The 11715-nt window shown below is 65.8% G+C and carries 11 protein-coding genes; 5 read left to right on the top strand and 6 right to left on the bottom strand.

The genetic code is table 11. The features are described from left to right. From VGL01_RS24140 to VGL01_RS24120, 5 genes are all read left to right on the top strand, one after another. On the top strand, nucleotides 1-801 hold an 801-nt coding region (locus VGL01_RS24140; protein WP_331573886.1), incomplete at its 5' end, for a hypothetical protein. Continuing rightward, nucleotides 798-1490, top strand: coding sequence for a gluconate 2-dehydrogenase subunit 3 family protein (locus VGL01_RS24135; protein WP_331573884.1), 693 nt, complete (start codon nucleotides 798-800; stop codon nucleotides 1488-1490). The genes VGL01_RS24140 and VGL01_RS24135, both read left to right, overlap by 4 nt. A gap of 4 nt (nucleotides 1491-1494) precedes the next feature. Next, on the top strand, nucleotides 1495-3123 hold the full coding sequence (locus tag VGL01_RS24130) for a GMC family oxidoreductase (protein ID WP_414720339.1): 1629 nt from the start codon (nucleotides 1495-1497) through the stop codon (nucleotides 3121-3123). A 100-nt stretch (nucleotides 3124-3223) separates the two neighbouring features. Then, nucleotides 3224-3781: a DUF3005 domain-containing protein gene (locus VGL01_RS24125; protein ID WP_331573880.1), complete on the top strand. Its 558-nt coding sequence runs from the start codon at nucleotides 3224-3226 to the stop codon at nucleotides 3779-3781. Between the two features lie 45 nt (nucleotides 3782-3826). Next, nucleotides 3827-4828, top strand: coding sequence for an SDR family oxidoreductase (locus VGL01_RS24120; protein WP_331573878.1), 1002 nt, complete (start codon nucleotides 3827-3829; stop codon nucleotides 4826-4828). Between the two features lie 19 nt (nucleotides 4829-4847). Here the strand turns inward: VGL01_RS24120 and VGL01_RS24115 are convergent, their stop codons facing one another. From VGL01_RS24115 to VGL01_RS24090, 6 genes are all read right to left on the bottom strand, one after another. Beyond that, a complete protein-coding gene (locus VGL01_RS24115) occupies nucleotides 4848-6644 on the bottom strand; it encodes a thiamine pyrophosphate-requiring protein (protein WP_331573876.1) in 1797 nt (598 codons plus the stop codon). A 124-nt stretch (nucleotides 6645-6768) separates the two neighbouring features. Continuing rightward, the gene (ligD, locus tag VGL01_RS24110) at nucleotides 6769-9531 is read right to left on the bottom strand and encodes a DNA ligase D (RefSeq protein ID WP_331573874.1); all 2763 of its coding nucleotides are present in this window, start codon (nucleotides 9529-9531) and stop codon (nucleotides 6769-6771) included. Nucleotides 9532-9614: 83 nt separating this feature from the next. Then, the gene (locus tag VGL01_RS24105) at nucleotides 9615-10433 is read right to left on the bottom strand and encodes a Ku protein (RefSeq protein WP_331573872.1); all 819 of its coding nucleotides are present in this window, start codon (nucleotides 10431-10433) and stop codon (nucleotides 9615-9617) included. Between the two features lie 87 nt (nucleotides 10434-10520). Further along, the gene (locus VGL01_RS24100; RefSeq protein ID WP_331573870.1) at nucleotides 10521-10679 is read right to left on the bottom strand and encodes a DUF1328 domain-containing protein; all 159 of its coding nucleotides are present in this window, start codon (nucleotides 10677-10679) and stop codon (nucleotides 10521-10523) included. A gap of 30 nt (nucleotides 10680-10709) precedes the next feature. Continuing rightward, nucleotides 10710-11342 (bottom strand): hypothetical protein, encoded by a 633-nt coding sequence (locus VGL01_RS24095; protein ID WP_331573868.1) that lies wholly within the window; start codon nucleotides 11340-11342, stop codon nucleotides 10710-10712. Nucleotides 11343-11430: 88 nt separating this feature from the next. Beyond that, nucleotides 11431-11715 (bottom strand): DUF1488 domain-containing protein (locus VGL01_RS24090; protein WP_331573866.1); only part of this gene is annotated, 285 nt, incomplete at its 5' end.

The raw sequence follows: 11715 nt of genomic DNA, 5'->3' as shown, positions 1-11715 counted from the left end.
ATTGCCGCCGCACGCAGCTTCAACCGCAGCTCGGCATTGCTTGCCTGGTCGGCGCTGACCGATTCGGCCATCGAACACTATCGCGGCTCCTATGCCAACCCGGCGATGTTCGTTCCGCTCGCGGCCGGCGCGCTCTGTCTCGCTGCCGGGGTACATGGCGGCACGGATGAATCGCCCAGCACGCACGGGTTGCGCCGCGCGATTTATCTGGCCGCTGCCGGCGTTGGCATCGCCGGTACCGGCTTTCATCTTTATAACGTGACGAAACGTCCCGGCGGCTGGAGCTGGCACAACCTCTTTTACGGTGCGCCGCTCGGCGCGCCGATGGCGCTACTGCTGTCGGGCGCGCTCGGCGCCGTCGGCGAGACGCTGCGCGACGAACCGCTCGAGGACCCGCGTCTGTTCGGGCTGCCCGCCGGCAAGGCGCTCGCGTTATTGAGTGCGGTCGGCTTGGCGGGGACTGTCGGCGAAGTTGCGTTGCTGCATTTTCGGGGCTCGTTTCAGCATCGGGCCATGTATGCGCCCGTCGCCGTGCCGCCCGTTGCGGCGGCGTTGCTGGCTCGCGCGGCGCTCGGCGAGCCGCGCGTGCGTTGGTGGACCCGCGCGTGGCTGCGCGTCACCGCCGCGCTCGGCGCGCTGGGCGTGGCGTTCCACGCACGCGGCGTGGCGCGCTATCACGGCGGCTGGCGCAACTGGTCGCAAAACGTATTGAGCGGACCGCCCCTGCCCGCCCCGCCGAGCTTCACTGCGCTCGCGACGGCCGGCCTGGCCGCGCTTCGCCTCCGGGAGACCGAGCGATGAACCCGAAACACCCCCTTGCGTCGCCCTACCCCGGCTACGACGTACTGAAGCTGCGCGACACCCCGTCGTGGGACGATGTCACGCGTGCCGTCATCGACGAACGCCTCGCCCAACCCAACGCGCCGCGCTTTTGCAACGACACGCAATGGCGCGCGTTGCAGGCGCTGTGTGCCGTGATCGTTCCGCACTCGCTCGACCCGTCGGTCGACGTTGCGCATCGGCGCTTCGCAGCGCCGCGGATACCGGTAGCGGGCCTCGTCGATACGCGGCTCGACCAGGATACGCGCGACGGATATCGCGACGCACGCCTTCCCCCACTGCGCGAGGCATGGGAAATCGCGCTCGCCGCGATCGATGCCGAATCGCAGACGTTGTATGGCGCCGCGTTCGCCGATATCGACGAAAACGCGCAATGCGATGTCCTTCGCCGCATGCAGACGGGCGAACTGCAAAGCCCTGCATGGCAGGGCATGGGCAGCGACGTTTTCTTCCGCTTGCGTCTGATGGTCGACATCGCCTCGGCTTACTACTCGCACCCGCACGCATGGAGCGAGATCGGCTTCGGCGGCCCCGCCAATCCGCGCGGGTACGTCCGCATGCAGGCGAACAGACGCGATGCGTGGGAGCCCGTGGAGGCTCGCCCGGGACAAGAGGAGAAGGCGCGTCGGGAGAACGGCCGTGTTCGATGAAGCCATGCATACGCCGCGCGGCAAAAACGGCCGCGCGCCCGACGTCTTCACGATCGGCGGCTGGGTGCCGATGCGCGAGTATTCTCAGGACGAGCCCGTCGATTTCGCCATCGTCGGTACGGGTGCGGGTGGCGGCACGCTCGCCTGCCGGCTCGCCGAACTCGGGTTCTCGGTCGTCGCATTCGATGCCGGCGCATGGTGGCGTCCGCTCGAGGAGTTCGCATCGGACGAAACGCATCAGGCCAAGCTCTACTGGACCGAGGAGCGCATCTGCGACGGCGACGATCCGCTCCAGCTCGGCAGCAACAACAGCGGGCGAGCCGTCGGCGGCAGCACGGTGCACTTCGCAATGGTCTCGCTGCGCTTTCGGCCCGAATGGTTCAAGTCGCGTACGTTGCTCGGTTATGGCGCCGACTGGCCGCTCGATTGGCGCGAGATGTGGCGCTATTACACCGAGGTCGAAGAGGCCCTCAAGATTTCGGGGCCGGTCCGCTATCCGTGGGGCCCGCCCCGACCGCGTTACCCCTACCGCGCCCACGAACTGAATGCACCCGCGCTGGTGCTGGCGCGCGGCGCCGAAGCGCTCGGCATCGATTGGACCCCGACGCCGCTGGCCACGCTGTCCGCGCCGCGCGGCCGGGCGCACCCGTGCGTATATCGCGGATTCTGCGTATCGGGCTGCGCGACGAACGCGAAACAGAGCGCGCTCGTCACCTGGATTCCGCGCGCCGTGGCCGCCGGCGCCGAGATTCGCGATCTGGCGATGGTCGGGCGTATCGATGTCGGCAGCGACGACCGCGTGACCGGTGTCGAATATTGCCGCGAAGGCCGCTGGCAGTTCCAGCGGGCACGCAACGTCGTGGTCGCCGGCTATGCGATCGAGACCCCGCGATTGCTGCTGATGTCGGCGACGTCCCGTTTCCCGGAAGGGCTCGCGAATCGCTCGGGCCTCGTCGGCAAAAACCTGATGGTGCAGGCGAATCAAGCAGCGTGGGGCGTCATGGACGACGAGATTCGCTGGTACAAGGGGCCGCCGTCGCTCGCATTGACCGAGCATTGGAACTACGAGGACAAGGGCAAGGATTTCTTCGGCGGTTATTGCTATATGAGCCAGGGGCCGCTGCCTCACGTATGGGCCTACGTTCAAGCGGGCCGGGGGCTCTGGGGCGAGGCGTTGCACGAGGAGATGTCGAAGTACAACCATCAGGCCGGGCTGAAGATGGTGGGCGAGACGCTCCCGCAAGAGCGCAACCGTGTCACGCTCGCCGAGGAAAAGGATGCGCTCGGCTTGCCTATCGCTCGCGTCACGCATTCCCTATGCGAGAACGACAAACGGCTCATCGGCCACGCGCTCGACTATATGAGCGATGCGCTCGTCGCCGCCGGCGCGAAAGAGGTCTGGCGCCAACTCGACGACACTTGCCATCTGAACGGCACCGCCCGCATGGGCGACGATCCGCGCACGAGCGTCGTCAATGCGGACTGCCGAAGCTGGGATATCCCCAATCTCTGGATCTGCGATGGTTCCGTGTTTCCGACGGTAGGCGGCGTCAATCCGTCTCTGACGATTCAGGCCATCGCGTGCCGCACGGCCGACCGCATCGCCGCCATGCGGGGGCGCGGCGAACTATAGGGCCTGTTCACGCTGATTACAGGCCCAGATCCGAGCGGCACGATCGTTGCGTCGTCTTGTCTTATGTAGCAGGACGCAACTTCCAGCGGAGGACTGCACCGTGGAAAACAACGAACACAACCCGACCCAGAGTCAGCAAAACGAAATCGCGGCGAAGAGCCCCGCCAAGACTCCAGCAGCCGGCGGCGCATCGCCGGACGCCGCAACGCAGGCACGCGAGTTCGGTTCCGCGCGGCACGCCACATCGGCACAGACCGTCGCGGCCAAAGAGCCTGCGCCGCTGCCCGCTCTCCACCGGCAAGCGTCCGAAGACACGGGCGACCCCGTCGCGCGGGCCAATGCCCGAATCCATTCGGTCGACAATGCGGGCATGGCCGCAACCGACGATACGGTCGACACCGACGGCAAGGGTCTCGAAGCGCGACGTGGCGCTTCGCAATGGCAAGACAACGTCATCTATTCGAACGCCTCGCTCGACGACAGCATCCCCGTGCCGCCCGAAGGACTCGTCGACTGGGACTCGCGCATGGGCGGGACAATGCCCGTTATCGCCACGCGAGCCGGCTGGCGGGTCGTCCCTCGCGGGACCATCGCTATCCCCGATCGCCATGGGACGCACGCCGAGCAAGTCTTCACCCTCGATCGCATCGGCAACTGAGCGCGGCGACGAACGCCCCCATCAACGGACGAAACGGATATCTCGATGCTCGGCTCTCGCATACCGAAAGTAGTCGTCGTCACAGGCGCGAGTGCGGGCGTCGGCCGGGCCGCGGCGCTCGAATTCGCGCGGCTGGGCTCCGATGTGGCGCTGCTCGCGCGCGACCCGGGCGCGCTCGAACAAACGGCCGAGGAGGCGCGCGAGCGCGGTGTGCGCGCGTTGTCAATCGCGCTCGACGTCAGCATCGCGGAGGCCGTCGAAGCCGCCGCCACGCAAATCGAATCCACGCTCGGCCCCATCGACGTCTGGGTCAACAACGCGATGGTGACGGTGTTCTCGCCCGTCGCCGATATCGCCCCGGCGGAATTCGCGCGCGTGACCGAAGTCACCTACCTCGGCTACGTCTGGGGCACGATGGCCGCGCTCAAGCGCATGAGCGCGCGTAATCGCGGCGTGATCGTGCAAGTCGGCTCGGCGCTCGCCTATCGCGCGATTCCGCTTCAATCGGCCTACTGCGGCGCGAAGTTCGCGATTCGCGGCTTCACCGATGCTCTGCGTTGCGAGTTGCTGCACGACAAAAGCCGGGTCCGCGTAACGATGGTCCAAATGCCGGCACTCAACACGCCGCAGTTCGACTGGGCACTGAATCGCATGCCCGGCGCACCGCGTCCGGTACCGCCTATCTATCAGCCCGAGGTCGCCGCACGCGCCATCGTTCACGCCGCCACGCATCCGCAGCGCGAGTTGTGGGTAGGGCTGTCGTCGATCAAGGCGATCGTTGCGAACAAGCTAGCACCGGGTTGCCTCGATCGGTATCTCGCGCGCAACGCCTATGAGGCACAGCAGCGCGACACCGCGGCGGACCCGGCACGTCCCGTCGATCTTTGGCAGCCGGTGGCCGGCCGACATAGAACGCGCGGCGCTTTCGATGCGCAAGCCAAAACGACGAGCGCCACGCTGTGGCTCGATACGCACCGCGGCGCCGCGCTGAGCGCCACGGTGGCCGTCGCGCTCGCCGCGATGCTGTTGCGGCGGCGCGCCCCTTGACGATCGATCAGGAGTCCTATCAGGAGTCCTTCTTGCCCGGCAAGACCGACGCCATGACTTGCTTGGCCGTATTGACGAGCACGCTGCCTTCGCGCGGGTCGCCTTCCATCAGCGTGCGCATGAACTGACGCGCCTGCGTGAGCGTGATATGCGGCGGCAACGGCGGTACTTCGGGGTCCGTCTTCACCTCGAGCACCACAGGCTGCGACGCCGATAGCGCTTCGTCCCACGCCGGGCCCAACGCCTCGGGGCGATCGACGTAGATGCCCTTCAGTCCGATCAGCTCGGCGAAGCGGTGGTACGGCACGTTGGGTAGGACCTGGGACGCGTCGAACTTCGGATCGCCCTCCATGACGCGCTGCTCCCACGTCACCTGGTTGAGGTCCTCGTTGTTGAGAACCATGCAGATCCAGCGCGGGTCGGCCCACTGCTTCCAATACTTCGAGACCGTGATCAACTCGGCCATATTGTTCATTTGCATCGCGCCGTCGCCGACCATCGCAATGACAGGACGCTGCGAGTGCGCGAACTTCGCGGCGATGGCATACGGCACGGCAGCGCCCATCGATGCCAGGCCGCCCGAAAGCGAGCACATCATGCCGCGGCGGATCTTCAGATCGCGCGCAAACCAGTTCGCGCATGAGCCTGAGTCGCTCGTCAAAATGACGTCGGGGGGCAGACGCGGTGACAGCTCGGTGAATGCGCGCTGAGGGTTGACACCTGTTTTCGTCGTTTCGCCCGCACGCTTGTCGAGCGTCGCCCACCAGTCCTCGGTCCAGTGCGCGATACGCTTTTGCCAGGCGTCGTCGTCCTTCTGGTCGATGAGCGGCAACAGGGCGCGCAGCGTCTGCGCGGCATCGCCGACCAGGCTGACCTCCATCGGATAGCGCAGGCTCAGCATGCCGGCATCGATGTCGATCTGCACGCCGCGCGCGTCGCCCTCTTTCGGCAAGAATTCCGAATACGGGAAGCCCGAGCCGATCATGAAAAACGTATCGCAATTCGTCATCAGCTCCCAGCTCGGCTTGGTGCCGAGCAAGCCGATGGAGCCCGTCACCCACGGATATTCGTCGGGCACGACGGCCTTGCCGAGCAGCGCCTTCGCCACGCCGGCGCCGAGCTTCTTGGCCATTGCGATGACTTCGTCCGTTGCATTGAGCGCCCCCGCGCCCACGAGCATCGCCACGCGGCTGCCCGCGTTCAGCACATCGGCGGCCCGCGCGAGGTCGGCGGGCGCCGGCACGACGCACGGCCGCGAATAGCCCACGCCCGAGTGCGCCGTTCCGTGCTTGCGCGCCGGCGGGGCGTAATCGAGTTCCTGCAGATCGCTCGGCAAGATGATGGCAGTGACCCGCCGTTCGGCAAGCGCGATGCGTACGGCGCGATCGACCATGTGCCGCACCTGCGCCGGCACGCTCGCTTGCTGCACATAAGCGCCTGCGACATCCTTGAGCATGGACGCGATGTCGATTTCCTGCTGATAGTGCGCGCCGAGCCCCGCACGCGCCTGCTGGCCGCAGATGGCCAGCACCGGCATATGATCGAGCCGTGCGTCGTAGAGTCCCGTCACGAGGTGCGCGGCACCGGGCCCCGAAGTCCCGATGCAGACACCGAGCTCGCCCGTGAACTTGGCATGCGCGCTGGCCATGAATGCCGCCATTTCTTCGTGGCGTGCCTGAATGAATTCGATCTTTCCCTCAGCGCGATTGAGCGCGCCGAACACCCCGTTGATGCCATCGCCGGGGTATCCGTACATTCGCCGCACCCCCCATTGATGCAATCTTTCGACGATGAAATCGCCTACTGTTTGCGCCATGCCTGCCTCCGCTATGCGTTGAACCCTGAAGCAGTGTCCGGCGCCGATCGGCACCCAGGGCGCCGGACACTAACGCAAGAAAAGGCTGCAAAAAGCGGACCCAGCGGCGGCGGCTTTCCCTGCCTCAGCGGGACTTGTCCATGCCCAGGCGGTCGCGCATCTCGCGCGTGATCCTCTGCCGCGCTTTCGCATAGTCGGCCCACGGATCGGCCCGCAACGTGTCCAACCTCTCGTGAAGATTCGTGACGGTCCACTGGGCGCCACCCGTCGTCTGCTCGACCTCTTCCCATGCGAGCGGCACCGATACGCCCATCCCCGCGCGCGCGCGCGGCGAAAAAGCGACGACCGTGCTGGAGCCCCGGTTGTTGCGCAGATAGTCGACGAAGATGCGGCCGCGCCGGTTCTGCGCCCCCATCTTCGCGCTGAAGCGATCGGGCAGCGTGGCGGCCATGTGCTGGGCGGCCGCCTGCGCAAACGCCTTGACGTCGTCCCACCCCGCCTGTTTCGCGAGCGGCACGACGACGTGCAGCCCCTTGCCTCCGCTCGTCTTGCACCACGAGTCGAGCCCCAGTTCCTGCAGCAGCGAGCGTGTCAGCAGCGCCGCCTCGATCATGCGATCCCAGCCCAGCTTCGGATCGGGGTCGAGATCGAACACGACACGGTCGGGCTTTTCGATGTTGGAGGCGACGGCGTTCCAGGTGTGCAACTCCACGGTCCCCATCTGAGCCGCACCGACGAGCGCTTCGACACTGTCGATCGTCAACAGCGGCGGGTGACCGGGATCGAGTCCTTCATGCTGTGTGATATGCGGAATCTCGAGCCGGCTCGTCGTGTGTTTCTGAAAGAAAAGCTCTCCTTCGATACCCCCGGGCGCCCGCACGAGCGCAAGCGGCCGGTCCTTCAAATGAGCGCGCATCCAGGGCGCGACCCATTCGAAATAACGCGCGAGATCGCCCTTGCGAAATCCCGAAGTGCCGTCGATGACACGGTCCGGATGTGAAATTCGCACACCGGCGACGGTCGTTTCATCGGTCGATGTCGAGGAGCGGCGCGAGCTTGGATGAGCCGACGCCCGCCCCGAGGTTCCACGGTGCGCCTTGCGGCCAGGCGAAGGGGCTGACGGTTCACGCGTTTGCGAACGCACTGGGTCTCCTTTGCGCGGCGTCTCTTGCGCGACCTCGTCCGCAGGCTTGTCTTGCCTGAGGCTGATGAACGATGCCTGACGCACGATGCGCTCGCTCGTCCATTCCGAGAAATTACATTCCGCGACCAGCTCGGGCTTCACCCAATGCACGCGCGTCCGACTGCGCTCGCGCGGCATTTCGGCAAACGGCATCTCAGCGGTCTCGCGCTCGTCGAGGGCCTTTTTGATGGTACGCAGCGTCGTCGTGTCGAATCCCGTGCCGACGCGCCCCGCGTAGTGCAGCCGGCCATTGACGTCATGGACGCCCAGCAGCAGCGCGCCGAAACCGGTACGGCTGCCAGACGGCTCGGTGTATCCGCCGATCACGAACTCCTGCCGCCGCCGGCAGCGCAGCTTGATCCATGCGCCGCTGCGCGTCGAGGTATAGGCGCTGTCGCGCCGCTTGCCGACGATTCCCTCGAGCGCCATTTCGCAGGCACTGCGCAAAAGGTCGTTCGCGTCGAGCGCGAAATCCTCGGAAAACCGTATCGTTTCCTGTTCGGGCTCCTCCATCAACGCACGCAACAAAGCGCGCCGCTGCACGAGCGGCACTTTGCGCAAATCGTAGCCATTGAGGTAAGGCAAATCGAACAGGAAAAAGACGATTTCCTGGGGCCGATTGGCATCGAACGCGTTTTGCAGCGCCTGGAAACTGGGCACGCCGCGCGCGTCGAGCACCGTCGCTTCGCCATCGAGCCACGCCGTTTCCACGTCGAGCGCGGCCAACGCTTCGATCTGTCGGCTGAACTTGTCGGTCCAGTCGAGCCCGCTGCGTGTGAACACTCGCACAGGCTTCGATCGATCCTTGCGATCGATGCGGACCAGCATGCGGTAGCCATCGAACTTGATTTCGTACGACCAATCGTCGCCGGTCGGTGCCGAATCGACGAGTGTCGCCAATTGCGGCTTCAGCGAGGCGGGCAACGGCGCCTTCGTCGCGCCTTCGATGGCCGGCGAGCGGGCGAGCTCGCGCAGCGACTCCGAGCTGCGTGTCGCAACGATATCGGGCCGTCCGCTTTTCTTTTCGCCCGCGTGCGGCGCCTTGGCTGGCACCGCGAGCCGACCGGCCGGCTTCGCCTCGCGCGCCGTCCTGGAGCGTGCGGTCGTCCCGGCTTTGCCGCGGCCTCCCGCCTTGTCATGACCGTTACCGAGCACGCTTCCCGGACGCTCGGCGATCACATCGAATTCCGCTTCGCTGCGGGCCTCCTCGTCGCGCTCCTTGATGAGCAGCCACTGCTCCTTGTCGCCGCTGCCGCGCATACCGCTGCGTACGAGCGCCCAGCCGCCGTGAAGCTTTTGGCCATCGAGCCTGAACTTGAGCCGGCCGGCCTCATAAGCCTTGCGCGCCTCCTTCGGCCCTCCGGCCGGTTCCCAGGTGCCGCGATCCCAGACGAGCACCGTCCCCGCGCCGTAGTTGCCTTCGGGAATCTCGCCCTCGAACGACCCGTATTCCACAGGATGGTCCTCGACATGAACGGCGAGCCGCTTCACGGAGGGATCGAGGCTCGGCCCTTTCGGCACCGCCCACGAATGAAGCGTGCCGTCGAGTTCGAGCCGAAAGTCGTAATGCAGGCGCCGGGCGTGGTGCTCCTGGATCACGAAAGACAGTTCATGCTGTCCGCGGCGCGCGCGCGATGCGCCGGCCGGTTCCGGCGTCTCGCCGAAGCGGCGCTTTTTGCGGTAGGTATCGAGGTTTCCGGCCATGCTAGCGATCCCGACGGTGGGTGAGATGGATCGGCCGGCGCATCATCGCGATACAGACGACGATCGATGCGCCAGTGCCCTTGCTACGCGGCATGCTTGCCGCGCCCGCGTCCCAGGCTGCGCTTGAGCAGTTCGGACAAGTCGACGACGTCGGCGGTTGCGCGCCGATGCGCGGGTGCCTTGGCCGCTTCGCTGATCTCGCGTGTCTTGCCCTCGCGCACCTTCTTGTCGACGAGCGCGAGAATTTCATCGCGAAACGTGTCGTGGTACTCGCCCGGATTCCACGATTCGGTCATGTCCTCGATCAGCTTCTTGGCCATCTCGACCTCGCGTGCGTTGACGCCCGCTTTCTTGGCGTCGGTGGGCGGCAGGGCGAGTTCGTCGATAGCCAGCACTTCTCCACCCCAACGCAGCGTGTTGAGCGCGAGCACCGGGCCGGCGGGAATCAACGCGGCCAGATGCTGCTTGTTGTGCAGCACGACACTGGCGATGCCGATCTTGCCCGTCTGCGCGAGCGCTTCGCGCAAGAGCGCATAGGCCTTCTTGCCCTGCCGTTCCGGAACGAGGTAATAGGGCGTATCGAGATAAAGGAACGAGACCGAATAGGCCTCGACGAACGAAAGAATATCGACGGTTTGAGTCGACTCGGGGCTCGCCGCGCGGATTTCCTCGTCGGCGAGCAGCACGTAATGTCCTTTTTCGTACTCGAACCCGCGCACGATGTTTTCCCGGGACACCTCCTTGCCCGTGCGCTTGTTGATCTGCTTGTAGCCGATCGGATCGGCCGTTTCCTTATCGAGCAGGTTGAAGCTCGTACGCTCGGGCCGCGTGGCGGGATGCAGTTGCACCGGCACGTTCACGAGGCCGAAGCTGATGGCACCTTTCCAGATGACGCGTGACATGGCGGCTCCTTTCGCGCAACGGGCGATACTTGCCTTCAAGCACGAAACGCGCCGCCGCGCATCACGTGCCCGGCATCGGCGGATTCGTCATCGGAACGTGGCGAGCAACAGCGTCGCCACGAAGATGACAACGAAGATGAAAAAGAGAACCTTGGCGATTTCGGCCGCCCCCGCCGCGATACCCGTAAAACCGAATATCGCGGCGATGACCGCAACCACGAAGAAAACGATGGCATAGCGGAGCATGATCTTTTTCCTGGAGAAACGATGCGGGTGTCAACGCTGCGCGGGTTGCGCGCGCGAACCGTGCTCCGGGCCGGACGCCGCTTGCGCGGCTGCACTGCCACGCGAGGCGTCCATGGGTTCGACGTCTTTCGTCGGATCGAAATCGGCCCAGCGTCCGTGCTGCCAGCGCCCATGCGCACGCTCGATCTCGAGGCTGCCCGCCTCGCGCAGCACCCGGGCCACCGTGTCCTGGTTGTCGGGGCTCACGTGTACCGCAACGAGCACGCCGGAACCATGGCCCTGATGCAGAACCTGCCGCTCGGGCACCTTGCCGCCGCCTCGCGTATGCGTCATCGCACCGACGAGCGAGCCGATGTACGCGCCGACGCCCGCTGCAACGATAAGGACAACGAACGGAGCGGAGATCACGGAGAAAAGCGCCACGCCGACCGCGGCGCCCAACGCGGCGCCGATCACACCGCCTTTGCCGGCACCGACGGAACTGCGCGAGGCCTGCCGGTCGGCGTATTCGTCGCCACCGACGGGAAACCGGGCATGCTGGCCCGGCGGATTGACGAAAAATAGCGTGACGTCTTCCTGAACGATTCCCGCGTCGAAGAGACGCGCGGCGGCGGCTTCCGCCTGAGCAAACGTGGTAAACCGACCTGCGACGATCAGCGACATGGCGTGACCTCCAGTGTGGTTGGCAGTTCTTATCGAGCACCGGTTCCTGGATCCGCTTTCGGCGCCCGACCGTCAGCGGCGCGGCACCTCAGGCGTCTTCCATCCTGAACAGGCCGCTGCGCAGCACGACGGCCGCGCCGTCGTTGGCCTCGATCGCGCGCGTGCACACCGAACGAATGCGCTCCGTTCCTTCATGATAGGCACGCAGAATGTCTTCGGGCAACGCCGAACGGGCGCCGAAATGATCCTCGAGCGCTTCGGCCGTCACAGCGCAGGCGAGTTCCACGCCGTCGACCACCGCAGCGAAGCGCACCACCATCTGCGCTCCGTCGAAAACGGGTTCCTCGTCGGGGTAGTCGATACGCATCAATGC

Origin of the sequence: Trinickia sp., assembly GCF_036503415.1 — a bacterium.
GTDB lineage: Bacteria > Pseudomonadota > Gammaproteobacteria > Burkholderiales > Burkholderiaceae > Trinickia.
The sequence above is the reverse complement of the archived record's forward strand: the minus strand, read 5'-3'. Positions and strand labels throughout refer to the sequence as shown.

What these genes read in the sequence shown, in the direction of transcription:
- VGL01_RS24135 (WP_331573884.1), top strand. Translation starts at nt 798, where the DNA reads ATGAACCCGAAACACCCCCTTGCGTCGCCCTACCCCGGCTACGACGTA.
- VGL01_RS24130 (WP_414720339.1), top strand. Translation starts at nt 1,495, where the DNA reads ATGCATACGCCGCGCGGCAAAAACGGCCGCGCGCCCGACGTCTTCACG.
- VGL01_RS24120 (WP_331573878.1), top strand. Translation starts at nt 3,827, where the DNA reads ATGCTCGGCTCTCGCATACCGAAAGTAGTCGTCGTCACAGGCGCGAGT.
- VGL01_RS24115 (WP_331573876.1), bottom strand. Translation starts at nt 6,644, where the DNA reads ATGGCGCAAACAGTAGGCGATTTCATCGTCGAAAGATTGCATCAATGG.
- ligD (WP_331573874.1), bottom strand. Translation starts at nt 9,531, where the DNA reads ATGGCCGGAAACCTCGATACCTACCGCAAAAAGCGCCGCTTCGGCGAG.
- VGL01_RS24105 (WP_331573872.1), bottom strand. Translation starts at nt 10,433, where the DNA reads ATGTCACGCGTCATCTGGAAAGGTGCCATCAGCTTCGGCCTCGTGAAC.
- VGL01_RS24100 (WP_331573870.1), bottom strand. Translation starts at nt 10,679, where the DNA reads ATGCTCCGCTATGCCATCGTTTTCTTCGTGGTTGCGGTCATCGCCGCG.
- VGL01_RS24095 (WP_331573868.1), bottom strand. Translation starts at nt 11,342, where the DNA reads ATGTCGCTGATCGTCGCAGGTCGGTTTACCACGTTTGCTCAGGCGGAA.